The sequence below is a fragment of the Streptomyces sp. NPDC057543 genome (assembly GCF_042801895.1).
Taxonomy (GTDB): Bacteria; Actinomycetota; Actinomycetes; order Streptomycetales; family Streptomycetaceae; genus Streptomyces.
In genome coordinates, this window is the sequence record NZ_JBHVFF010000130.1 from 1 (window position 1) to 22280 (window position 22280).

The window sequence follows — 22280 nt, forward strand, 5'->3', positions numbered from 1 at the left end:
GTGCGGACAGGGGCACGTTCGGATCGCCAACCGTGAAGGTCCGGTCCTACGTGCGACGCCCACCGCGACGAGGGCGAACCCGTCGATCGCCTTCGCCCCGGCCCGTCAGGCGCGCCACTGCGCCGTGCGCTCCGGGGAAGCTTCGGCGAGTGCCTTGGTAACGGCCTCAGCGTCTCCCTGGTGACCGTAGACGGGCGTGCCGGGCTGTTGCCGCCAGGACTCGTCGAGGCCACCCGCGTCCACGCTGTCGAAGCCCAACTCGTCGATGAGCTCGCGCACGACCTCCTTGGCCGCCGCATCGTCCCCGGCCACCGGCAGAGCCTGACGGCCGGGACTGCCCTTGGGGCGGCCGTTGTCGAGGATGTCCTGCGCGTACGTCCCATTGAACGCCTTGATCACGGGGTGGCCGATCTGTTGCTCGGTCCACCGGCTCTCCGGCAGGCCGTCCTCGATCGCGGCGATGCGGCCGTCGCGCTGCTGCGGGTAGTAATTGCCCGTATCGATGACCACGACCCCCTCCGCGGCCTCGTCGAGGAATCCCGAGGGCAGGTGTGAGACCGCCTTGAGGGGGACGGTGACGACCACGACCCGGGCTCCCCGAGCGGCCTCGGCCGCCGTGACCGGGGTGGCTCCGGTCTCCTCGGCGAGCTCGGTGAGCGTCTGTGGTCCGCGCGAGTTGGCGACGGAGACATCATGCCCCAGTGCGGTGAGACGCCGGGTGAGGTTGCCGCCGATGTTGCCCGCTCCGACGATGCCGATCTTCATGGATCCGACCTTCCGATGGTGCCTGCGGTATGTCATGTGGACTCGCCGCATCACCAACTACCCGCTGCGGTTCCCTATTCCGGGAAGTGACAAAAAGGATTCGGTCCGTCACCGGACGGATGGGAAGGAGCGACTGCGGGCACGAACAGTGAGAGAACCGGAATCACCCAGCTCATTTGGAGGCGGTGCTCATGCTCCATGGCATCGACGTCAGCGCGTATCAGCCGTCCTTCGAAACGGACGGACTGGACTTCGTCCTCATCAAGGCCACCGAAGGCCGTTCATACGTCAATCCGCATCTGACCTCGCAGGCCAAACGTGCCAGGGACGCGGCATGCGTGGTTGGCTTCTACCACTTTCTCTGGCCGGGCAACATCACGGCCCAGGCGGAGTACTTCGTGAGCAAGGCTCCGGAGAAGGCGGGCGATCTGCTCGCCGTGGACTGGGAGGAGAACGGCGAAGGCACCCGGGCGAGCAACGCCGAAAAGGACCGCTTCATCCGTGAGCTCAAGAGCCTGAGGCCCGATCACAAGGTTCTGCTGTACTGCAACCGCTATTTCTGGTTGCACTACGACACCACGTCGTATGCGGGGGACGGCCTGTGGATAGCCGACTACGTAACCGCGGGGAAGCCCCAGATCAACACGTCCTGGCGCATCCATCAGTACACGGACCAGCCGCTCGACAAAGACGTCGCCGCTTTCTCCTCGCGGACCGCCATGCGCGACTGGGCCCGCGGATAGCCGCACGCACAGGGCCGTGAGGCCGACGATCGGGGGGGCATGGGATACGGCCGTACTGGTGTTCTGCCTGGTGATGGTGTCGGCCTATGCCGCCTCGATCGTCTGGGCCTGGGCGGTCGGCGAGAGGATATGGATGTGGGTCGACATCATCGTCTTTCCCTGCATCGTGCTGATCGCATTCTCCGTCATCCTCGGTGACCACACTCCTGATGGTTCGACGGAGTTCCGGGGTAGCTTCTGACAGCCTCGTTGCGTCAGGCGTGCCCAGGCGGGCGGTACGGACGGTCGGTCAGCCACCGCTCGCGAGTGCGGCGATGCAGGTGAGGAACACTCCGATCCGGCTGTTCTCGATCCGTCCCGCGGTGCCGGTGAACTGCGTCCGCACCCCAGCGGGCGCTGCGAGGCAGAGGCTGCATCGGCGGGGGTACGGCGGGCAACAGGCCCGAGGAGGCATGCGCAACAGCGGGTGCATGTACACAGGGTCCGGCTGGGCAGCTCCATCGCGTGGCGCGAGCGCGGCACCGCACTGTGGGGCCTCGTCGGGCAGGCCCCGTCTGCACGTCCCGGACCGCATGCATAGCCAGTACTGCAACGCCTGGTGTCGGTGACGACCCTTCTGGTCTGCCTGCCACCCTGCATAGCCATGACCCGATCGACTGACCGATTGAGGTCTGCGGTGACGGGCACAGTCCGTCCGAGCAGCCGGAACGGGGGCGGGGTGTGGCCGACGGGTGTTCGGGGTGGTGGCGTGGGACTGCTGTGTGGGTCGTGTCAATGAACGACACGCCATCATCAGGGTGAGCAGGTTTCAGCAAGTCGCCTGGACAGGCTAACGGAATCTCAAGTCCCCAATTCCAGGGGCTAGTTCACTTGCTCTCGGATTATATGGAAATAGCATATGGAGTACATCGCGTACCTCGATCGATATTCCGACACCTACACCCAAGGCATCCGATATGACAGGTATGGGGGCCGTTAGTACGTTCAATTACGGGTCGGCTGCTCAGCCGCCCCCTCTGAGACAGGAGAAGTGACATGGCTACCCGTTCCACCGTTATTACCGCCGCTGCCGCGGCCGCTGCGGCCCTGGCCGCAACCGGCATCACCTACGCGTCGGCCGCCACCAACGAGCCGGCCCAGGCCGCCCCGGTCATCCAGCAGGCCCCCGCCCCCGTCACGGCCCTCGAAGGCGAATCCGGCAATGGCAACGAAGGCAAGGGCAACGAAGGCAGGGGCAACGAAGGCGGGGGCTACGGCGAGGGTCGTGGCCACGAAGAGGGCCGCCGCCACCACGAAGAGGGCCGCATCCACATCAACGAGCGGACCTACTCCGCCGAGCCGGGCGGCTGCATGGTTGTGGTCAGCGGCCTCGGTGCCAAGAGCCTCAACATTCGCAACGACAGCCGCCGGACCGTCGAGGTCTTCCGCGGCGCCACCTGCGACAACGGCGCCCCCATCGCCACCGTCGGACCGTGGAGCTCCAGCGACGGGGTTCACCCCGGGCGCGTCAAGGGCGGCGTGAAGGTCAAGAACGGAGTGGTGGGCAGCTTCCGTGTGATCCACCGCTTCGACGAAGGCCGCGGCAAGGGTGATCGAGACTACTGACCGAGTCACTTGGCTGACGTGGAACCCCGGCCCGCCGGAATCGGGCCGGGGTTCCGTGTCCTTTCACGCTGCCCACTCCATGGGCGTGGACCCGGGACAGCACCCGGCGGTTGAAGACAACGCCTACGGAGTTCAGGCGGTTCGTGCCGCCGGAACGCTGGGCTTTGGCTACTTGCAATCATCGCGCGACACCTTGTGACTGGAAGGTCCCCACACCACTCTGTCCCACGACATGCGTTGGTTCCGGCACAGGGGATCGGCATGGCCCGGTGGTCGTGCCCGTGCAGAGCAGCAGTGGTGTTCTGCTGTTGGTGACCCGGGCGCGTGCGATCCGCCAATGGGGCGTCAGGCCCGGTCCGAAGCCCCTGGAACACGGCGCCCGATCCGGGGCCCTCTCGTCACATCACACCTGATTCGGCGGCAGATGGGGCACTTCCTTGCCCGGGACCGAGCATCCGGTTTCCTACTACGGCCGGTGCTCAACCCGGGATTTCCGTACGTTCCCACCATTCGTAGACGGGCAATGGGCCTGCCGGCGTTTCCTGGCGGCGTGTGGTGCTCTTGAAGTGCTCGTATCCGCCCCGGAACGGGATCTTGAGGTCGACTCCAGGTGTGTCGACGGAAACGATCCGCTCGGGGAGATCGTCGGGGCCGCCCTCAAGGATTGCCTTCGTTGTGTTGGTCATGATGAAAGTCTCCCCGGGAGGGTGGCCCGGCTCTTCCATGACGCGCCGAAGGTCTGGCCGCTGTGTGTCCTGTCGGCATTCCGACAACATGGTCCTCGGAAACAGCGTGCGATCACACCAGGATCCAGACCCGGTCAGCCCACGCCGGATGCGCGGCACTCTGCACGGTGCGGGCCATGGCAGTGGGGCGCTCAGCCCGCCTGAAACCTCGCCATGATGGTTTCCACGACGCGGGAAGGGGGATGCCGGTGGCGTCGACGATCACTCTTCCGACCCTACCCGGACCGCACTCCTTCCGGAGCTCGGTCTCCGGACCTGTCTCACGCCGGGGTGACAGCAGAACTCACTGATATCGAGCATGAAAGAGGGTTCCGGTCAGCTTGTGGGAAGCCCAGTCGAATGATGGCCGACGGACGCAATGACTACCCGGAAGTCACCGGGCGTCGCGGAGGTTCTGGAGGCCGGGGGGAAGGCGCGTGCCGAGGGGTGTTCCTGGGGATCGGTTCTGGATGCCGGCAGCGAGCTTCCGGATGGCGGGGAGCCGTGCGAGGAGTGCTTCCCCGGGGCAGCTGGTGGCAAATCCGTCGCGGTGACCGGAAATGGCATCGAATTGAGCCGAAGTGCCTTTGGCGTAGCGGCTCTTGTCGTTCGTCGATGTGAGCCGCACCTTGCTGGTCGCGTCGATTCCGCTCAGGCCGAGCTTCCAGGCGGCGAGGGCCGCGATCGAGTGTTCCATGGCCGGCGGTACGGAGGTGCCCCGGCCGAAGGTGCCAATCGCTGCGATCCCTGTGGTGCCTTGGTTGAAGCCGAGGGTGTGGGAACCGATGACGGGGCGGTCGGGACCGCCGGCACGGCCCTCGTAGATGTTGCCGCAGGTGTCGACGAGGAAGTTGTAGCCAAGGTCTCCCCAACTGCGGTCACGGGTCTGGCCCGTATACAGGTTGCGCAAGGTACGCGGGACGTTGGCACAGTCGTAGCCGTTGGGGGTGTCGGTGTGATGAATGAAGACCGCCGTCACCTTTTCCGCGTAGTGGGCATGGGCGTCACGCTTGGATTCGTCGGCATGCCACTGCGTACGCGACATGATGGCGGGCCGCGGTGCTCCACGGGGAAGTGCCACCGAGGTGGCACCCAGGGCCGGGAACGGACGTGCGGAATCAGCAATCGGTTCGGAAACCGATCCGACCGGCCACACGGATGGCGGCCTTCGCGGCATCGTCTGGCCGACAGCACCGGCCTTCGTCAACCCGGACGGCGCCGCGAGGAGAGACACCGCCACGGGGGCCGTGACCCACAGCGATGTTCGGAACAAACGCACAGGGAAAACCTTCTTCGTCTTTCGCCGGCAGGAGGGCCGGAGCGCGTATGCCCACAGCTTTGCGGCGGGAGGTTCGCCGCGCGCGCCGGGTTACTGCGGTCAGGCGAGCGTGCCGGCACTCCTGCCGCCTGCTGAAAGAGGCACGACGATGTGCTGGTACCAGGCCGTCGATAGGCCGTGGAGGCGGCACTGACCGAGACGGCTGGATCCCTACGGTATTGCCGCGACCGTCGAGACGGCGATGGTCCGGCCCCCTTCGAGCCGGCAGTTCGGATTCCGATGCCAAGCACTCCGGGCTGCCTACGCCGTCCGGCGCCGGGTTTCGTCCGCCGCGCGCAGGACCCGGTCCGGGCGGATGGGCAGGTCCCGGTGGCGCGTTCCCGTAGCGTGCCACACCGCGTTGGCGATGGCGGCGGCGACACCCACGATGCCGATCTCGCCGATGCCCTTGATCCCGACCGGGTCGTCCGGGTCGGGGTCGTCGACCCAGTCCGCCTCGATGAGCGGCACGTCGGCGTGCGTGGCGACGTGATACCCGGCGAGGTCGGCGCCGATGTGGCCGCCGCCTGTCCGGTCCCTGATCGCCTCCTCGTGGAGGGCCATGGACAGTCCCCAGGTCATCCCGCCGATGAGCTGGCTACGGGCGGTGAGCGGGTTGACGATGGTGCCCGCGGCGTAGATGCCGAGCAGTCGGCGTACGCGTACCTCGCCGGTTGTGGTATCCACCGCGACTTCGGCGAACTGTGCTCCGAAGGAGTGCCGTTCCTTCTTCACGAGGGCGCCGACGGCCTCGGTCGTGTCGGATCGGGCGGTGATTCCCTCCGGCGGAATGACGCCTCCCCGGGCTGCCAATCGCTCCCGCAACTCGTCCGCCGCGGCTGTCACCGCCCACGCCCAGGAGCGGGTGCCCATCGAGCCGCCGGCGAACATCGCGGGGCCGAGGTCGCTGTCCGCGATCCGTACATGGATACGGCCTGGATCCACCTTCAGCGCGTCCGCGGCGACCAGGGTCATCGCCGTCCGTGCCCCGGTCCCGATGTCCGCAGCGTTGATCCGTACGGTGAAGGTCCGGTCCGGCTCCGCGGTCACGGCCGCCGTGGACGGGGCGACTCCCGAGGGGTAGGTGGCCGCCGCCGTTCCGGTCCCGAGCAACCAGCGTCCCTCACGGCGCACACCCGGACGAGGGTCCCGGTGCGCCCAGCCGAACCTGCGGGCGCCCTCCTCGAAACAGGCGAGCACGTTTCGGCTGCTGAACGGCAGCCCGGACACGGGACCCGTCCCCGGTTCATTGCGTGCGCGCAGCGCGATCGGGTCCATGGCGCACTTCTCGGCCAATTCGTCGAGGGCGGATTCGAGGGCGAAGGATCCCGGTGCCTCGCCCGGTGCGCGCATCCAGGCCGGAGTCGGTACGTCGAGCCGTACCAGTCGGTGAAGGGTGTGATGCGCGTCGGCGTCGTACATCACGCGGCCCAGTACGGCGCTCGACTCGATGAATTCATGCACGGTCGACGTAAGGCTGTGGGCCCGGTGGTCGAAGGCGCGCAGCCGGCCGTCGGCGTCGGCGCCGAGCCTGATCCGCTGCGCCGTGGGGCTGCGGAATCCGACGAGGGAAAACATCTGACGGCGAGTCAGTACGACGCGAACCGGGCGGTGGAGGACGGTCGTAGCCATGACGGCGGCCACCTGGTGGGGGCTCAGACCCTTGGATCCGAAACCGCCGCCGACGTGTTCGGACCGCACCCGTACGGAGGCCGGATCGAGGGAGAAGAGCTGCGCGAGCTCGCTCGCCACCCAGGTGCTGCCCTGGTTGGAGTCGAGGACGTCGAGCCGGCCGCCGTCCCAGCGAGCCGTCGCAGCATGCGGCTCCATCGGGTTGTGGTGCTCCTCCGGTGTGGTGTACTCCTCGTCCACGACGACTGCGGAGGCGCCGAGTTGGGCCTCCAGGTTTCCCTTCTCCGTCTCGGCCCGGACCATCGGGTTGTTCTCCGGCGTGTACGCACCGGGATGCCCGGCGGAGAACGCGACGTCGTGCGGCTCCTCGTCGTACCGGACCACCAGTGCCTCGGCGGCCTCCCTGGCCTGCTCGGACGTCTCGGCCACGACCAGCGCCACCGGCCAGCCCGCGAAGGGCACGCGGTCGTGCTGGAAGATCCCGAGGACCGGGTTCGGCCGCCCCATCATGCCCACGTAGTCGGTGTCGACGCGCGGTGCGTTCCCGTGGTGCAGAACGGTGAGGACGCCGGGCATGGCCAGGACGGGGGCGTCCTCCACCGAACGGATGCCGCCACGGGCCACGGTCGACAACACCAGCCAGCCGTGGGCGAGTTCGACGAAGGGGATCTCTCCGGCGTAGCGGGCAGCCCCGGTGACCTTGTCGCGGCCCTCCACGCGGGTATGGGCGGTTCCTACGGATCCCGTCACCGCTGCGATTGCGGGCGTCGTGGTCATCGGGTGACCTCCTCGGTGAGTTCGGTCAGCACGGCCACGACGAGATTGCGCATCAGCGTCACCTTGTATCCGTTCTCGGCAAGCGCCTCTGCGGCCGCCAGTTCGGCATCCGCCGCGGCGGCGAATGCCTCCGCGCTCACCGGGCCGCCGGTCAGCACCCGTTCGGCCGCACGGGCCCGCCACGGGCGGGACGCGACCGCACCGAACGCGAGGCGCACTTCGCGTACGACATCGTCCTGGACGTCGAGCGCGGCGGCGATCGAGCCGATGGCAAACGCGTACGAGGCGCGCTCGCGCACCTTCCGGTACCGGGAGCGGGCGGCAACCGGGGCCGACGGCAGCGTGACGCCGGTGATCAGCGCGCCCGGCGGGAGCGGGGTCTCGATGTGCGGGGTGTCGCCCACGGGCAGATAGAACGCTGAGATCGGCAACTCGCCCGGCCCCTGCGCCGATTCGTAGGAGATGGTGGCATCGAAGGCGGCGAGCGCGACTGCCATGTCCGACGGATGGGTGGCGATGCAGTGCCCGGAGGCGCCGAGGATCGCGTGGTTGCGGTGCTCGCCCGTGAGGGCGGGGCAACCGCTACCGGGGGCACGCTTGTTGCACGGTTTGCTGATGTCGGTGAAGTAGCCGCAACGGGTCCGCTGGAGTAGATTCCCGCCGACCGTGGCCATGTTGCGCAGCTGTCCCGAGGCGCCGGCCAGGACGGCCTGCGCCAGCGCCGGGTAGTGACGCCGCACATCGGGGTGGGCCGCGAGGTCGCTGTTGGTGACGGCCGCGCCTATGCGAAGCCCGCCCTCGTGAGTGAACTCGATGCCGTCGAGAGGGAGTTCGCGTACGTCGATGAGCAGCTCGGGCTTTTCCAGGCCGGCCTTCATCAGGTCGACCAGGTTGGTGCCGCCGCCGAGGAAGCGGGCACCGGGGCGGTCGGCGAGCAGGGCGACAGCCGTGGAGACGTCGAAGACGCGCTCGTAATCGAATTCCCTCATGCCGCCGCCTCCTTGCCTTCTGTCCCGGCTGTCCCCGCCGCCCGCGCGACCGCCTGCACGATCGATACATACGCGCCGCAGCGGCACAGGTTGCCGCTCATCCGCTCGCGGATCTCCTCGGCGGTGAGCGCGGGCACCCCTGCTTCGGGCCGGACATCGTCGGTCGCGGCGCTCGGCCAGCCCGCCGCGTGTTCCTCGATCACCGCGAGCGCCGAACAGATCTGTCCCGGTGTGCAGTAGCCGCACTGATAGCCATCGAGGTCGAGGAAGGCCTGCTGCACCGGATGCAGCCGCTCACCATCGGCCACACCTTCGATGGTGGTGATCGCGCGTCCCTGGGCCGCGACCGCGAGCTGCAGACACGAAACGGCCCGGCGCCCGTCGAGCAGCACCGTACAGGCGCCGCACTGACCCTGGTCGCAGCCCTTCTTGGTACCGGTCAGATCGAGATGCTCGCGCAGGGCGTCGAGCAGCGTGGTGCGATGGTCGACGGACAACGTGTACTTCTCGCCATTGATGTTCAGAGTGATGGCACTGGACGACGATGGGGCCATGATCAGCCTTCTTTCGCATTGCGGATGCGCGTCGAACAAGACGATCCCGGCGAAGCGGCCGGGAGGGAGAGGGCGATGGTGAATGAACCAGTGACGAGGACCGCCGGTCGGCCATACTGGCCGGAATTGCCGCTACGGTAAGCGTAAGCGGACAACTGTCCGCCAAACGTCGAACCTAGCGGACAGCCGGCCGCCCAGCAAGGTCGGACTTGGCCGCGATTCCGGAAGGAGGACGAGTGCGGGAAGACAAGCGCACGGCTCTGCGCCCGGACGCGCAACGGAATCGCGAGCGAATCCTGGAAGTCGCGCTGGCCGAGCTGACGGGGGCGGCGGACGTCCCGCTGAGCGTGATCGCGAAGAAGGCCGGCGTCGGGCAGGGCACGTTCTACCGAAACTTCCCCAACCGCGAGGCGCTGGTCCTGGAGGTCTACCGCTACGAGATGCAGCAAGTCGCCGATAGCGCTGCCCAACTGCTCCGGACCCGCGCACCCGACCAGGCTCTGAGGGAGTGGATGGACCGCCTGGCCCAGTACGCCATGGCCAAGGCAGGCCTGGCCGACGCACTGCGCAAGGCCACCAGCTCGTACGGCAGCCTGGCCCAGCTGGGCCACGGGCCGGTGACCCGAGCGGTCACGCTCCTGCTGAACGCCAACGAGGAGGCCGGCACCATCCGCCCGGGACTGGCCCCCGACGATTTCGTGCTCGCCATTGCCGGGCTCTGGCAGATCGACCCGCACGGCGACTGGCAGCCGCGAGCGACACGGCTGCTGGACCTCGTCATGGACGGGCTGCGGGCCGGGGCGTCGGGAGCGGGAAGATCGGCGGCGGACGAGTCCGAGCGCACGGATTCCGGGCGGACCGGCTGACGTCCGGGTGGCGGGCGTGTGGTGCGCTTCGGTCGGCTTCGTGGGCGAGGAGGTGCCCGGCCGACGCCATGTCAGGTGGGCGCCGGCCGGGCGGTCTCATGTGGATCGGCCGCCGTCGGTACGGTCGGCTGACCCTCGTACCGCTGTGGGTTCCGCGGCAGTGATCCGGGCGATGGCCTCGACGGTGAGGGCACGGTCGTGCGGCTCGGTGTCCAGAGCGCGGTGGATCGAGAGGCCCTCGATGAGGGCGTCGAGCTGGCGGGCGGTGGCGGGGGCGAAATGCTGCTCGAGAATCAGGCGGCTCCGGCGCATCCACTCCCTGGTGAGCTCACGGTAGGCGGGTTGCCGGGCAGCCAGCGTGTACAGCTCATGCGTGAGGACGAGCTGGCGCTGGTCGCCGCCGGAGAGATGGTGGACGAGATCGACGACCGCTTCGCGTGCCTCGTCGGGGGTGGCGGCGGCGCCCAGACGCTGCTCGAAGACATCGACGATGGTCGCGGCGAAGCGGGTGAATGCCTCGCGCAGCAGCTCGTCCATGTTCTGGAAGTGATACGTCATCGAGCCGAGCGGGACGCCTGCGCGGGCAGCGACCTTGCGGTGGGAGACGCCGGCGACGCCTTCGTCGGCGATGAGGTCGAGCGCCGCGTCGATGATGCGCTCGCGCCGTTCTGGATCGATGCGTCCGGTGGCCACCCTTTTCCTCCTAGATCGAGCGGACCACTCGCGCCGGGTTGCCCACGGCAATGACGTTCGGCGGGATGTCCTTGGTGACGACGGCCCCGGCACCGATGACAGTGTTGTCCCCGATGGTGACTCCGGGCAGGACGATCACGCCGCCGCCGAGCCAGACATTGTCGCCGATGGTGATCGGCTGAGCAGCCTCCAGCTTGTCACGCCGTGGCTGCGGCTCGATGGGATGGGTAGGGGTCAGCAGCTGCACGTTCGGACCGATCTGACAGTCCTTGCCGATCCTGATCGGAGCGACGTCGAGTGCGGTGAGGCTGTAATTGATGAAGGTTCCCTCGCCGACGCTGATGTAGCTGCCGTAGTCGACGAACAGGGGCGGCCTGACGTGTACACCCGCACCGAGACTGCCGAGGAGTTCCGCGAGCAACGCTTGTGCGTCATCCGGGTCTTGCAGATACGCGGCCTGATACTCGGTTGCCAGGCGCAGCGCGCGCTGCTGTGCGCGCGTGTTCTCCGGGTCGTCGTCGACATAGAGGTCTCCGGCGAGCATGCGCTCGCGGTTGGTACGGGGGTCCCCGTCGAAGTGGTCCTTCATAGGGACGATCGTACACACCGCAGTGTACGTTCGTACGCTCGGAAGCCGAACGTCGGGCGGTAGGCGCCACTGAGCGAACATCCGTTTCCGGGATTCATGACAGGGCCCTCGTGAGCGGCCAGTGCCTGAAGCCGGTGCTCAGCATGTCGGTGCAGGTCAGCGGGTTGCTCGCGGAGCGGGTGTACTTTCCTTGCATGACCCCGCAAGACCTCGCCAACCTCGCGCACCTGCGCCGGGCCCGGGATCTGATCGACCGCGAGTACGCGCGCCCGCTCGACGTTCCTACGATGGCTCGCCACGCCCTCATGTCGCCGGCGCACTTCTCGCGGCAGTTCCGGGCCGCCTACGGGGAGACGCCGTACAACTACCTCATGACCCGCCGCATCGAGCGGGCGATGGCGCTGCTGCGCGCGGGAATGAGCGTGACCGACGCGTGCGTGGCGGTCGGCTGTACCTCGCTCGGCTCGTTCAGCTCGCGATTCACCGAGCTTCTGGGGGAGCCGCCGAGCGCGTACCGCATCGGAGAGCACCATGCCGTGACGGCGATGCCCGCGTGCGTGGCGAAGGTGCGCACCCGGCCGACCAGAGACACATCGAGCAGGATTCGAGAAGCGGCCCGCGACACCGCCGCCTAGCGTGGGCCGTATGAACATCGCACTCCAGTACTGTCACATCACTGTCAACGATATGGACGAGTCGCTCGCCTTCTACCGTGACGCGCTTGGCCTCCAGGTGCGCAACGATGTCGCCTCTGGCGGATTCCGCTGGGTCACCCTCGGCAGCGCGGCCCAGCCGGACGTCGAGATCGTGCTCTCGGAACCGCACGCCGGCCGCTCCCAGGCCGATGGCGACGCGTTGCAGGAACTGCTCACCAAGGGCGTCCTGCCGCAGATCATCTTCCGCACCGACGATCTCAACGCGGCCTTCGAGAAGGTGCGGGCATCGGGCGCCGAGGTGCTGCAGGAGCCTGTGGACCAGCCCTGGGGCCCGCGTGACTGCGCGTTCCGTGATCCGTCGGGCAACATGGTGCGCATCTCGCAGGGGCACTAGCTTCGGCCGCGCCTCCTCTCTCGCGCGTCGCGGCGGGCCGAAGGTTTCTTGACCGAGTGCTTCGTCCTCAGGCTCCGGATGCGTGGCAACGGGTGACAACGAAGACGATGACGGACGAGGAAACCGCAGTCCCGGCGGTGCAAGCAACCGCCGGGACCGCGGGGAGCGACCAGGCCGCGCAACACCTGGCCGTGCCGGATGCCCGGCCTATGGGTAGATCCCAACCGGTCCGTACCGTCTTCGCCGGCCAGGAGCAGCCGCTGCACGCACGCGATTGAGGTCGATGGGCAATAGGCCGGTCAGGGAGATGTTTTCGGCGAGCCGACCATCGCGACTGCGCCGGTACTCGCCCAGGAGAGTGCCCCAGGCGTACTCACCGACGTCGTCACGGCCCAACTGACAGAGGTTGTCGAAGCCCTGTAGCGGTTTCGCTTCACAGGCCGGGAGGCGGGCCGAGCAGTCGGGCTTCCCCCCGCCCGCGGCTCCCAAGAACGAGCGGTACTCGGCAGGGGCAGCCCGATCTCCTACGGCAAGGGGGAAGTGGTGCCCACCGTCGTGCAGCTGTCGACCGGGAAGGCGTTGACCGTCCGGACGGCGGCCGACGTATTCCTCGACTCTCTCGGCAACCCGAACACGATCCGGAACTACGGGATCGGGGTGGGCAAGACCGCCAAACGGTTCGGCGAGGCTCGGCCGCTGGCGTCGGTCGCGGACGACGAGATCGGTGAGGCCCTCGAACTGCTCTGGGGCACCGCGGCGGTGAACACCTGGAACGCGCGCCGGGCAGCGGTGCTGTCCTGGCTCGGCTGGTGCCGTGAGCGCGGCTACGGCGGCCCCGCCGACCCGGCCTGGGCGAAGCGGCTGGCGGTGCCGGACTCCCAGACCCCGGCCCGCTCGAAGATGGCGATCGACCGGCTGATCGCGCGGCGCGAGGCGCACCCGCGGGAGAAGACCCTGTGGCGGATGCTCGGCGGAGGAGATTCTCGGCGTTAACGTCGAAGACCTGGACTTCGCCGGCCGCCGCTGCCCGGTCAAGGCCAAGGGCGCGAAGTCGAAGTCCCGCCGCCGGGGCCAGGTGCGCGAGGAGTACGTGCTGGAGACCGTCTACTGGGACGCTGGTACCGCCCGGCTGCTGCCCCGGCTACTCAAGGGCCGCACCCGCGGGCCCGTGTTCGTCACCCGCCGCCACCCACCGCCGCCCGGGGCCGGGCAAGGTCGTCAACCCCCGCGACGTGTGTCCGGACACCGGGCTGGCCTGCCTGTCGTACGGGCAGGCCCGCGCGCTGCTTGACGAGCACACTGCCGTGCACAGGCCCGGGACGGGCTGGGACCTGCACGAGTACCGGCATTCCGCGTTGACCCCTCGGCGAGCAGGGCGCGTCGCTGCTGATGCTGATGGCCAAGTCCCGGCACAAGAAGCCGGAAAACCTCCGTCGCTACTTCAAGCCCTCGCCGGAGTCCATCGTCGAGATCGCCAGCCTGCTCGCACCCGGCGGCAGCAGGAGCTGAGCGCCGGTGGCCGACGGCTTCACTTCACCATCTGGTCTCCGGAGATGGCGCCTGCCCCGCGCAGGGTGAGGAATGCCTGGTCCACCAGCGAAGGCAGGTCTTCGGCGCCGTCGCTTTCCACCCAGCAGGTGAGCGCCGTGGTGAGGGCGGCCAGCGAGGCCGCGGCGAGAACGCGGGTGCTCAGCGTGGCTTCTTTCTGGAGACGGGCCGCGAGGGCCTCGGCGAACAACTCCTCGGTGGCGTACTGGTTCTCCCAGACGCGGGCGCGTAGCGCCGGTGTCTTGAGGACGAGGCGGGTACGGACCAGGAGTGCTTCCTTGTCGGTGGCATAGACGGTAGCCAGGCCGTGGGCCAGAGCCTGGTGCAGGGCGGTGAGCGGGTCTTCCTCCTTGGGGCGTTGTTCAATAAGACGGACGATCATCGGGTCGTAGTCGTCGCTTTCGACGACGGCTTCCTTGGTGGGGAAGTGACGGAAGAAGGTCATGTGGGAGACCCCGGCGGCGGTCGCGATCTCTTCGACGGTGGTGTTCTCGTATCCCTGGCTGAGGAAGAGCCGCAGTGCCTGTTCCTGGATGGTGCGGCGGGTCTGGGCTTTCTTGCGTTCACGCAGGCCCGTTGGCGCGGTCGGGGGCGAGTTCATGGCCGTATTTCCTTCTTTTGCTGGTTCATGGTGGCGGGCAAGGGCGCTTGGCGTGGTCACCGGGTGTGGTCGTGGCCGAGCGTGCGTGTCAGCCACTGGCTCAGCGCGGCCGGGGATGTGCCGCGCCAGGCCAGGTGAGCGTCGGGCCGCACCAGCATGATCTGCTGACTACGAGGGTCAGCGGGAGTCAGCACGGTCACTGTGCCAGTTTCGCCGAGGTGTCGGCGGGCGATGGCTGCGCAGGGGTGCTCGCTTGTGGTGGGTAGGAGGAGTGCCCAGTGTGATCGCAGTTCCGCGTGCAGACGCGTCGGGCTGCCGTCGTCCCGGACGCATTCGAGGTCGGGCACCCGGTCGCCGGCGTGCGGGCCGCGGGTGGACCAGTTGGGGAGGGAGCGGGGTGCCAGCGGGCCGTTGCGGTAGGTGACCTTCAGCTGGGAGGACTTCTCCCAGATCAGCCGCTGCACCAACGGCCGGTTCATCAGCGGGACAAAAATACGGTCGCGCACCGCCCGAGCGAGTGGCGTCTCGCCGACGATCATGCGGGTCATGGCGCTGGTGGACTTCAGTACCTCCTGCGCGATGGGCCGGCGCTCGGCCTGATACGTATCCAGCAACGCAGTCCCGGCCCGGCCGGTGGCGACAAGAGCGAGCTTCCAGGCCAGGTTCTCGGCGTCGCCCAGGCCGGTGTTCATGCCCTGCCCGCCGAACGGGCTGTGGATGTGCGCCGCGTCCCCGCACAGCAGGATCCGGCCGCGTCGGTAGCTGGACGCCAGCCGACGGTGGATACGGAACGTGGAGGTCCACAGTGCCTCGCGTGCCACCGCGGCCGGAAGACGTGCATGATCCTGAAGCACTCCGGCGAGCGCGGCCAGCAACCCGTCGGGCTCAAGATCCTCTGCGGTACCCGCAGGTGCAGGGGCCATCAGGCGCCACACGTCGGTGCCGGGCAGCGGAAAGGCTCCAACCATCTGGTCCCCGCGCAACCACACCGAGACCGCGTCGCGGGGCAGAGGCAGATCTGCTCGCACATCCGCAAGCAGAAAGCGCTCGATGACAGCAACCCCGGGGAATCCGATGCCTGCCGCTTTACGCACCCGGCTGTGCGCGCCGTCGCATCCCACCAGCCAGTCGGCGCGCACCTGCCCGTCGGCAAACCGAACCGTCACGCCCTGGCTGTTTTGGTCGGCAGCAAGTACTTCGCGCCCCCATTCCACTTCGACACCCAAATCGCTGAGCCGGCGCCGGAGCCGGGCTTCCACCTCGGCCTGGGAAATGATCAGGCCGGGTCTGGTCACCAGCTTGGTGCGCTGACCGACCTTCAGCCGCGCCATGGGCTCGCCATTGACATGGGTGATCACCTGCCCGATATGCACCGACCGTTGCGGCAAGTCCACCAAGGCACCGAGGCGGTCGAGGACTTCCGAGCCCCGCGGCTGCAACCCGAGCGCTCTGGAAGTCGCCGAGGGCCCCTCCGCCTTGTCCACCACTCGGACCGGCACCCCGCCCGCCCGTAACCCGCAGGCCAGGGCGAGCCCGGTCGGGCCCGCCCCGGCCACCACGACAGTCGTATCCGACATCTCGAACTCCAAATGTTAGCCACTAACTATAGTTAGAAACTAACTTCAGTTGGGGTCGAGGTCAAGACCGTCGTCGTGATGACAACAGGCCGCTGCGGTCACTCCTCCTTGGTGGCTTCCCGGTCGCGTAGCGGACGCAGGCCACCGGGCAGGTCGGGGAGCTGGAAGGAGTACCGGCCCAGCATGTTGATGTGGTGCCGCACGAACGGCGAGAGGCGGGCCACGTCCTCGTCCGATACGTCGAACCCGTCGGCGCGGAGCTGGGCGACGGCGGCGTCCATGTACCGGGTGTTGAACAGGACGAGAGCGTTGAGGACCAGGCCCAGCGCCCCGATCTGGTCCTCCATGCCGTCCTGGTAACGCTGGTAGAGCTGCCCGGCCTTGCCGTGGAAGATCTTCCGCGCGAGCGCGTCGCGGCCCTCCTGGAGCTTGGCCTGCACCTTGATATGGCGGCGGTATCCGGGCTCGTCGGCCAGGCGCAGGATGTGCAGGGTCTTGGCGATCCGCCCGTAGTGCGCGATGGCGTCCCCCGGCGTAGTGGGGCGCCCGTCGCGTGACAGCATCCGGATCACGTCGTAGGCCCGGACGGCTCCGGTGTGGATGGAGCCGATGATCCGCAGGATGTCCTCCCAGTGCCGCTCGATGCGGGCCAGGTCGATCCGGCCGCGGGCGGCGTCGGTGAAGGCGCCGTGGTCGACGGTGCGGTCGATGCGCCACATCTTCTGGTCCGGCAGGTCCGCCAGCTGTGGCGCATAGGCGAACCCGGCGAGGGTGAGCAGGCCGAACACGATGTCGCTGTAGCTCGCGGTATCCGTGACGATCACCTCGGGGCGTTTGCCGCCGTCGCGGTCGTAGAGGACGTCCAGCACGTACAGCGAGTCGCGCGGGGTGCCGGCCACCACCTTCCCTTCCAGGCCCGCCGCCTGGTCGTTGATCATGTTCAGCCAGGTTGCGCCTCCCCGGCGCCCGAAGTACTTCGGGTTTGGCCTGGCGTACACACTCGGCACCGGCACCACGAACCGCATCCGCTCCTAGGACACGGACGGATTGTCGCACCCCGCCACGACACCCCGAGGGGCAATTGCCCCTCACCAACAGCCGTCCTTACCGACATGACGCCACCCGACACCTACCTCCGGACGGTTTCGACGCACCGCAGGCACGATGCCCCTGCAGCAGCGGCATGTCCGTCTCGACGACCCGTCGGCAGGACCGAGGAACCCGACCACCTCGACGCCGGGTGCGCGTGCCACCCCCGCCCGTCCCGAGTTTGGTCGGCGCTGTCGTCGGAACCACTCGTGACTCCTTCACGGCGCTCCGGCGGACGTGCTCCGGTTACGTTCTGATCAAGGCCGTCCGCGGCCCTTGTGCGCCAGATCACCGCGGCATACGTTTCGTGCCACACCAGCGAACAAAGTGTTTGCTGACATCACATCAGGTGTTTACTCATGGCGGAGTCACCACTTCCCCACCCCTCCGAGGACGGCTCCGGCGCGCTTGCCGACGAGGCGCTGGGGGCCCGCATCCGGGAGTACCGCATGAAGCGGCGCATGTCGCTGCGCGCCCTGGGGGCAGCTGCCCAGGCGAGCCCGGGCTTCCTCAGTCAGTTGGAGCGCGGGCAGGCCAACGCCTCCATCGGAATGCTGCGGCGCATCGCGGCGGCGCTCGGCCTCACCGTGGCCGACCTTTTCGACCAGAGCGGTCCCACAGGACCGCGAGTCGTACGGCGCGCCGACCGGCCGAAGCTGCAGACCGCCCCGGGGAGCCGGAAGTTCCTGATCTCCCAGCGGCCGCTCGGCCATCTGGAGGTGTACGCGGGCGAGTTCGAACCGGGAGCCTCCACCGGCGACGACGCCTACACCCACGGGGACTCGCAGGAGATCCTCCTGGTGGTCAGCGGCAGCGTCCGGATCGAACTGGACGGTCACCCCCACCTGCTGGATCCCGGCGACAGCATCGAGTACCTGTCCTCCACCCCGCACCGGGTCGTCAACGACGGTGAGACGCCCGCCGAGATTCTCTGGATCATCAGCCCGCCGACACCGGACTGACCCCCGCTCTCTCCTTTCTCTCCCCTCTTCTCTCCACCTCCCCGTCTTCATCCCTCGCTCTGGAGCACGACCATGCCCGAAAAGACCGGACGAACCATCGGAAAAGTAGCAGCCTGCGGCGCATTGCTGCTGGCCCTCACCGCCTGCTCCGGCGGTGCCCCCGCCGCCCGTGACATCGATCTCGGCCCCGGCCCGGCCGCCGCGGGCACCGTGAAGAAGGGCGCCCTCGACGGCGTCACCCTCACGTTCGCCTCCTACGGCGGCATCTACCAGGACGGCCAGGAGACCTCCGCGGTCAAGCCGTTCGCCACCGAATCCGGTGCGAAGATGCTCTCGGACGGCCCTACCGACTACACCAAGCTCAAGGCACAGGTCGACTCGGGCAACGTCACATGGGACGTGGTGGACACCGACGCCATCTGGGCCGAACGGCAGTGCGGGAAGCTCCTCATGCCGCTCGACACCACCATCGTCGACACCTCGAAGCTGCCCAAGGACATGGTGGGCAAGTGCTCGGTGCCGGCCATGACCTACGGCATGGTGCTGATGTACGACAAGTCCAAGTTCGGCGCCAACCCGCCCAAGGACTGGGCGGACTTCTTCGACACCGCCAAGTTCCCCGGCAAGCGCGCCATACCCGGCGTGGCGTCCGACGCGGCCCCCGGCCCGCTGGAGGCGGCACTCATCGCGGACGGGGTCGCCCCCGACAAGCTCTTCCCCCTCGACGTCGACCGCGGTCTGAAGAAGCTCACCGGCGTCCGCTCCTCCCTGGTCTTCTGGGACACCGGAGCGCGATCCCAGCAACTGCTGGAGTCGGGCGAGGTGTCGATGGCGATGGTGTGGACCGGCCGTGCGTACTCGGCCGTGAAGAACGGTGCGAAGTTCGCCCCGCAGTGGAACCAGTTCATGCCGGTCTCCGACTCCCTCGCCGTGCCCAAGAACGCCAAGAACCCCAAGGCGTCCATGGCCCTGATCAACTACTACCTGGGCGCCGGCCAGCAGGCCAGGCTGACCGAGCTGACCTCCTACTCGCCGATCAACTCCGAGGCCGAGCCGAAGATCGACGCCGCTGCCTCCGAGTACCTGACCTCCACGCCGGAGCGGCAGGCAAAGGCCCTCAAGCTGGACAACGCCTGGTGGGCGCAGAACCAGGAACAGATCATCCAGAAGTGGTCCGACTGGCTGGCGCGCTGACCCATGACCGCCCTGATCGAGATCGCCGCCCCGGCCGCCGGCCGACGCCCCAAGGGCGCCGGTGACCGGTGGGGATGGCTGCTGCTGCCGGCGCTGCTGTTGCTGGCTGTGCTGTTCCTCGTACCGCTGGGCCTGATGGCCTGGCGCAGCGTCACCGACCCGGCCCCCGGTGCGGGCAACTACTCCTGGTTCTTCACCAGCGACGTCGCCCTCGCGACCCTGGTCCGTACGCTGGCCGTCGGCGCCGTCGTCACCCTGGTGACCCTGGTGCTCTCCTATCCGTACGCCTACCTGATGACCGTGGTCAGTGCCCGTGCGCGGGTCTGGCTCACCCTGCTCGTACTGCTGCCGTTCTGGACGAGCCTGATGGTGCGCACTTTCGCGTGGGTGGTGCTGCTGCAGGACAGCGGTGTCGTCAACCAGTTGCTCGGCACCGTGGGGATGGGTCCGCTGCAGCTGATCCGTACCCCCACCGGGGTGGTGATCGGCATGACGCAGGTGCTGATGCCGTTCATGGTGCTGCCCCTGTACGCGGTGATGAGCGGTATCGACCGGCGGCTGCTGGACGCCGCGCAGGGCATGGGGGCGCGCCCCGCCACCGCATTCCTGCGGGTGTTCGTTCCCCTGTCGCTGCCCGGCGTAGGTGCCGGCGCGCTGACCGTGTTCATCACCTCGCTCGGCTTCTACGTGACGCCCGCCCTGCTGGGCTCGCCCGACCAGGCGCTGATCTCGCAGCAGATCTTCACTCAGGTCAACGGGCTGCTCGCGTGGGGCCGGGGCGGAGCGATGGGCGTGGTGCTGCTGGCGGTCACGCTGGTCCTGTTGGGGCTGGTCGGCGTCGTCCTGCGGCTCACCCGTACCCGTGGAGGTGTCCGATGAGGACCGGCCCCGGGCGGATCGCGCTCTGGGCGTTCAGCGTGCTGGTGGGCTTCTGGCTCATCGCACCGACGCTCGTGGTGATCCCGCTCAGCTTCACCGACAAGGCGTCCCTGGTGTTCCCGCCGACCGGCTGGTCCGGCCGCTGGTACACCAACTTCTTCACCGACCCCCGGTGGACCGACGCGCTGCTTTCCTCGCTGCAGGTGGGCGCCCTCGTCGCGGTGGTTGCCACCGTGCTGGGCACCGCCGCCGCGATCGCGCTCACCCGGTCCGGCTCGCGCTGGGCGAAGTCGTCCTACGGGCTGCTGCTCGCCCCGATGATCGTGCCCACCGTGGTCGTGGCCATCGGCGTGTACGCGCTGTTCCTCCAGTACGGCCTGCTGGGCACGCTGTTCGGCTTCGTCACGGCCCACACCGTGCTCGCGCTGCCGTTCGTGATCATTCCGGTGACGGCGAGTCTGCGCGGCTTCGACCGGCGGCTCGAGGACGCCGCACTGATCTGCGGCGCGAGCCGATGGGGCGCGATCCGTCAGGTGACGTTGCCTCAGATCGCGCCCGGAGTGGTCTCCGGCGCCCTTTTCGCCTTCGTCACCAGCTTCGACGAGGTGGTGGTCTCACTGTTCATCCAGAGCCCCTACCTGCAGACCCTGCCGGTGATGATGTTCGCCAGCGTGACCCGGGACACCGATCCCACCATCGCCGCGGCCGCCACCCTGATCATCGCCTTCACCACGGTGCTCGTACTGGCCGCCACCTTCGCCACCTCCAGGAGGAACCGTGTCCGCTGAGACCAACCTCATCAAGGCGCGCGGAGCCCGTATCGAACTGGCGCAGGTGCGCAAGGAGTACGCGGACTCCGTCGCCGTCGACGACGTCTCCCTGGTCATCGAACCGGGCGAGTTCATGACCCTGCTGGGCCCCAGCGGCTCGGGCAAGACCACCACCCTCAACATCATCGCCGGGTTCACCGCCGCCACCTCGGGCACGCTGACCATCGGCGGTGTCCAGATGCAGGACCTGCCGCCGCACCGGCGTGACATCGGCATGGTCTTCCAGCACTACGCGCTCTTCCCGCACATGACGGTGGCTCAGAACGTCGCGTTCCCACTGAAGCAGCGCAAGGTCCCCAAGGCCCGCCGCACCCAGCTGGTCGAGGCGGCCCTGGATACCGTACGGCTCGGTGGCTACGGCCACCGCAGGCCCAGCGAACTGTCCGGCGGACAGCAGCAACGGGTCGCCTTGGCCCGGGCCGTCGTGTACGAGCCCAGCGTGCTGCTGATGGACGAGCCGCTCGGCGCGCTGGACAAGAAGCTGCGCGAATCGCTCCAGCTGGAGATCAAGCGGGTGCACCGAGAGATCGGCTCCACCTTCGTCTTCGTCACCCACGACCAGGAAGAAGCGCTGGTCCTCTCGGACCGTATCGCCGTCTTCGACGACGGGGGCATCCAGCAGGTCGGCACCGCGAGCGAACTGTACGAGAAGCCCCGCAGCCTGTTCGTCGCAGAGTTCCTCGGCGAGTCCTCCACCGTGCGGGGGAGGACCGAGCCGGACGGCGACGACTCGTGCCTGCGGGTCGGCGACCGCACCGTACGCGCACCCGGCCGGACCGCCGATGGCACCGCCGCCGCCGCTGTCGTCGTCCGGCCCGAGCACCTGCGGGTGCAGCCCGCCGGAGCACCGGTAGCCCCCGGGGCCAACGCCCTGCCGGCCCGGGTGACCCAGGAGATCTACCTGGGCTCCGGCCGCAAGCTCGAACTCGCGCTGCCCGACGGCACCGTACTGCTCGCCCGCGAACAGGCAGACCGGCTGTCCGATGTCCGCCAGGGCGACGAGGTCACCGTGGTCTGGGACGTCGAGCGGGGCGTCCTGCTCGGTGACACGCCCGGCACCACCCCTACACCCACCCCCGCCGGCCGGACCCCCGCCGGCGTCGCACAGGAGAGCGGCCGATGAGCACCGCAACACCCGCCACCAGCCCCACCTTCGTCAACGGCGACGTCTCCTTCTGGTTCCGGGAGGGCGGCATTCCCACCCGCCGCCCGGCACTCCCCGGCGACCTGGACGTGGACGTCGCGCTCGTCGGCGGCGGCTACACCGCACTGTGGACCGCGTACTACCTCAAGC

At 68.3% G+C, this 22280-nt stretch carries 21 protein-coding genes and 2 pseudogenes; 12 read left to right on the forward strand and 11 right to left on the reverse strand.

The annotated features are described in order from the left end of the window. Window positions 1-105: 105 nt before the first annotated feature. Window positions 106-801 (reverse strand): NADPH-dependent F420 reductase, encoded by a 696-nt coding sequence (locus ACFU8Q_RS21880; RefSeq protein ID WP_384456455.1) that lies wholly within the window; start codon window positions 799-801, stop codon window positions 106-108. Between the two features lie 155 nt (window positions 802-956). Here ACFU8Q_RS21880 and ACFU8Q_RS21885 point away from each other — a divergent pair, with 155 nt between their 5' ends. The 3 genes from ACFU8Q_RS21885 to ACFU8Q_RS21895 all read left to right on the forward strand — a co-directional run bounded on the left by ACFU8Q_RS21885 (window position 957) and on the right by ACFU8Q_RS21895 (window position 3113). Next, the gene (locus tag ACFU8Q_RS21885) at window positions 957-1508 is read left to right on the forward strand and encodes a GH25 family lysozyme (protein WP_384456459.1); all 552 of its coding nucleotides are present in this window, start codon (window positions 957-959) and stop codon (window positions 1506-1508) included. 16 nt (window positions 1509-1524) lie between these two features. Beyond that, on the forward strand, window positions 1525-1749 hold the full coding sequence (locus ACFU8Q_RS21890; protein WP_384456462.1) for a hypothetical protein: 225 nt from the start codon (window positions 1525-1527) through the stop codon (window positions 1747-1749). 794 nt (window positions 1750-2543) lie between these two features. Beyond that, on the forward strand, window positions 2544-3113 hold the full coding sequence (locus ACFU8Q_RS21895; RefSeq protein ID WP_384456465.1) for a hypothetical protein: 570 nt from the start codon (window positions 2544-2546) through the stop codon (window positions 3111-3113). A gap of 479 nt (window positions 3114-3592) precedes the next feature. Here ACFU8Q_RS21895 and ACFU8Q_RS21900 read toward each other — a convergent pair whose 3' ends face one another. The 5 genes from ACFU8Q_RS21900 to ACFU8Q_RS21920 form a co-directional block, all read right to left on the reverse strand. Beyond that, complete coding sequence (locus ACFU8Q_RS21900) at window positions 3593-3799, reverse strand: DUF5988 family protein (RefSeq protein WP_384456467.1); 207 nt, start codon at window positions 3797-3799, stop codon at window positions 3593-3595. Between the two features lie 433 nt (window positions 3800-4232). Continuing rightward, the gene (locus tag ACFU8Q_RS21905; protein WP_384456470.1) at window positions 4233-4883 is read right to left on the reverse strand and encodes an N-acetylmuramoyl-L-alanine amidase; all 651 of its coding nucleotides are present in this window, start codon (window positions 4881-4883) and stop codon (window positions 4233-4235) included. Between the two features lie 534 nt (window positions 4884-5417). Then, window positions 5418-7565, reverse strand: a complete 2148-nt coding sequence (locus tag ACFU8Q_RS21910; RefSeq protein ID WP_384456473.1) for a xanthine dehydrogenase family protein molybdopterin-binding subunit — start codon at window positions 7563-7565, stop codon at window positions 5418-5420. Continuing rightward, on the reverse strand, window positions 7562-8554 hold the full coding sequence (locus ACFU8Q_RS21915) for an FAD binding domain-containing protein (RefSeq protein WP_384456476.1): 993 nt from the start codon (window positions 8552-8554) through the stop codon (window positions 7562-7564). The genes ACFU8Q_RS21910 and ACFU8Q_RS21915 overlap by 4 nt, the downstream gene beginning before the upstream one ends. Then, on the reverse strand, window positions 8551-9108 hold the full coding sequence (locus ACFU8Q_RS21920; protein ID WP_384456512.1) for a (2Fe-2S)-binding protein: 558 nt from the start codon (window positions 9106-9108) through the stop codon (window positions 8551-8553). The genes ACFU8Q_RS21915 and ACFU8Q_RS21920 overlap by 4 nt, the downstream gene beginning before the upstream one ends. 236 nt (window positions 9109-9344) lie before the next feature. Here ACFU8Q_RS21920 and ACFU8Q_RS21925 point away from each other — a divergent pair, with 236 nt between their 5' ends. Beyond that, a complete protein-coding gene (locus tag ACFU8Q_RS21925; RefSeq protein ID WP_384456479.1) occupies window positions 9345-9974 on the forward strand; it encodes a TetR/AcrR family transcriptional regulator in 630 nt (209 codons plus the stop codon). A 96-nt stretch (window positions 9975-10070) separates the two neighbouring features. On the opposite strand, the gene ACFU8Q_RS21930 is transcribed toward ACFU8Q_RS21925, so the two are convergent. Together ACFU8Q_RS21930 and ACFU8Q_RS21935 are read right to left on the reverse strand one after the other, a co-directional pair. Next, complete coding sequence (locus tag ACFU8Q_RS21930; protein ID WP_384456482.1) at window positions 10071-10667, reverse strand: TetR/AcrR family transcriptional regulator; 597 nt, start codon at window positions 10665-10667, stop codon at window positions 10071-10073. A gap of 10 nt (window positions 10668-10677) precedes the next feature. Further along, complete coding sequence (locus tag ACFU8Q_RS21935; protein ID WP_384456485.1) at window positions 10678-11256, reverse strand: sugar O-acetyltransferase; 579 nt, start codon at window positions 11254-11256, stop codon at window positions 10678-10680. 194 nt (window positions 11257-11450) lie between these two features. Between ACFU8Q_RS21935 and ACFU8Q_RS21940 the strand changes: the two genes are divergently transcribed. From ACFU8Q_RS21940 to ACFU8Q_RS21950, 3 genes and pseudogenes are all read left to right on the forward strand, one after another. Next, window positions 11451-11891 carry a helix-turn-helix transcriptional regulator gene (locus ACFU8Q_RS21940; protein WP_384456488.1) on the forward strand — a complete coding sequence of 147 codons (441 nt, stop codon included), beginning with the start codon at window positions 11451-11453 and terminating at the stop codon, window positions 11889-11891. A 10-nt stretch (window positions 11892-11901) separates the two neighbouring features. After that, window positions 11902-12306, forward strand: coding sequence for a VOC family protein (locus ACFU8Q_RS21945; protein ID WP_384456491.1), 405 nt, complete (start codon window positions 11902-11904; stop codon window positions 12304-12306). Between the two features lie 543 nt (window positions 12307-12849). Next, window positions 12850-13815: pseudogene (locus ACFU8Q_RS21950) on the forward strand (site-specific integrase). Between the two features lie 19 nt (window positions 13816-13834). Here ACFU8Q_RS21950 and ACFU8Q_RS21955 read toward each other — a convergent pair. The 3 genes and pseudogenes from ACFU8Q_RS21955 to ACFU8Q_RS21965 form a co-directional block, all read right to left on the reverse strand. Continuing rightward, entirely contained in the window at window positions 13835-14455 is a 621-nt protein-coding gene (locus ACFU8Q_RS21955) for a TetR/AcrR family transcriptional regulator (protein WP_266753332.1), read from the reverse strand. Window positions 14456-14511: 56 nt separating this feature from the next. After that, entirely contained in the window at window positions 14512-16032 is a 1521-nt protein-coding gene (locus tag ACFU8Q_RS21960; RefSeq protein WP_384456494.1) for an FAD-dependent monooxygenase, read from the reverse strand. A gap of 98 nt (window positions 16033-16130) precedes the next feature. After that, window positions 16131-17057: pseudogene (locus ACFU8Q_RS21965) on the reverse strand (Tn3 family transposase); the annotation flags it as partial. A gap of 423 nt (window positions 17058-17480) precedes the next feature. On the opposite strand from ACFU8Q_RS21965, the gene ACFU8Q_RS21970 reads away from it, so the two are divergent. The 5 genes from ACFU8Q_RS21970 (at window position 17481) to ACFU8Q_RS21990 (ending at window position 22109) form a co-directional block, all read left to right on the forward strand. Next, complete coding sequence (locus tag ACFU8Q_RS21970; protein ID WP_384456497.1) at window positions 17481-18083, forward strand: helix-turn-helix domain-containing protein; 603 nt, start codon at window positions 17481-17483, stop codon at window positions 18081-18083. Between the two features lie 72 nt (window positions 18084-18155). Continuing rightward, window positions 18156-19277, forward strand: coding sequence for an ABC transporter substrate-binding protein (locus ACFU8Q_RS21975; protein ID WP_384456500.1), 1122 nt, complete (start codon window positions 18156-18158; stop codon window positions 19275-19277). A gap of 3 nt (window positions 19278-19280) precedes the next feature. Beyond that, window positions 19281-20156 (forward strand): ABC transporter permease, encoded by an 876-nt coding sequence (locus tag ACFU8Q_RS21980; protein ID WP_384456503.1) that lies wholly within the window; start codon window positions 19281-19283, stop codon window positions 20154-20156. After that, window positions 20153-20944, forward strand: a complete 792-nt coding sequence (locus tag ACFU8Q_RS21985; protein ID WP_384456507.1) for an ABC transporter permease — start codon at window positions 20153-20155, stop codon at window positions 20942-20944. The genes ACFU8Q_RS21980 and ACFU8Q_RS21985 overlap by 4 nt, the downstream gene beginning before the upstream one ends. Then, window positions 20934-22109: an ABC transporter ATP-binding protein gene (locus ACFU8Q_RS21990; RefSeq protein ID WP_384456509.1), complete on the forward strand. Its 1176-nt coding sequence runs from the start codon at window positions 20934-20936 to the stop codon at window positions 22107-22109. The genes ACFU8Q_RS21985 and ACFU8Q_RS21990 overlap by 11 nt, the downstream gene beginning before the upstream one ends. Window positions 22110-22280: the final 171 nt, after the last annotated feature.

Bases quoted from the DNA above. Each gene is read 5' to 3' on its own strand.
- ACFU8Q_RS21900 (WP_384456467.1), bottom strand. From the start codon at position 3,799: ATGACCAACACAACGAAGGCAATCCTTGAGGGCGGCCCCGACGATCTC.
- ACFU8Q_RS21895 (WP_384456465.1), top strand. From the start codon at position 2,544: ATGGCTACCCGTTCCACCGTTATTACCGCCGCTGCCGCGGCCGCTGCG.
- ACFU8Q_RS21880 (WP_384456455.1), bottom strand. From the start codon at position 801: ATGACATACCGCAGGCACCATCGGAAGGTCGGATCCATGAAGATCGGC.
- ACFU8Q_RS21980 (WP_384456503.1), top strand. From the start codon at position 19,281: ATGACCGCCCTGATCGAGATCGCCGCCCCGGCCGCCGGCCGACGCCCC.
- ACFU8Q_RS21955 (WP_266753332.1), bottom strand. From the start codon at position 14,455: ATGAACTCGCCCCCGACCGCGCCAACGGGCCTGCGTGAACGCAAGAAA.
- ACFU8Q_RS21920 (WP_384456512.1), bottom strand. From the start codon at position 9,108: ATGGCCCCATCGTCGTCCAGTGCCATCACTCTGAACATCAATGGCGAG.
- ACFU8Q_RS21960 (WP_384456494.1), bottom strand. From the start codon at position 16,032: ATGTCGGATACGACTGTCGTGGTGGCCGGGGCGGGCCCGACCGGGCTC.
- ACFU8Q_RS21885 (WP_384456459.1), top strand. From the start codon at position 957: ATGCTCCATGGCATCGACGTCAGCGCGTATCAGCCGTCCTTCGAAACG.
- ACFU8Q_RS21935 (WP_384456485.1), bottom strand. From the start codon at position 11,256: ATGAAGGACCACTTCGACGGGGACCCCCGTACCAACCGCGAGCGCATG.
- ACFU8Q_RS21905 (WP_384456470.1), bottom strand. From the start codon at position 4,883: ATGTCGCGTACGCAGTGGCATGCCGACGAATCCAAGCGTGACGCCCAT.
- ACFU8Q_RS21970 (WP_384456497.1), top strand. From the start codon at position 17,481: ATGGCGGAGTCACCACTTCCCCACCCCTCCGAGGACGGCTCCGGCGCG.
- ACFU8Q_RS21915 (WP_384456476.1), bottom strand. From the start codon at position 8,554: ATGAGGGAATTCGATTACGAGCGCGTCTTCGACGTCTCCACGGCTGTC.
- ACFU8Q_RS21945 (WP_384456491.1), top strand. From the start codon at position 11,902: ATGAACATCGCACTCCAGTACTGTCACATCACTGTCAACGATATGGAC.
- ACFU8Q_RS21985 (WP_384456507.1), top strand. From the start codon at position 20,153: ATGAGGACCGGCCCCGGGCGGATCGCGCTCTGGGCGTTCAGCGTGCTG.
- ACFU8Q_RS21940 (WP_384456488.1), top strand. From the start codon at position 11,451: ATGACCCCGCAAGACCTCGCCAACCTCGCGCACCTGCGCCGGGCCCGG.
- ACFU8Q_RS21975 (WP_384456500.1), top strand. From the start codon at position 18,156: ATGCCCGAAAAGACCGGACGAACCATCGGAAAAGTAGCAGCCTGCGGC.
- ACFU8Q_RS21910 (WP_384456473.1), bottom strand. From the start codon at position 7,565: ATGACCACGACGCCCGCAATCGCAGCGGTGACGGGATCCGTAGGAACC.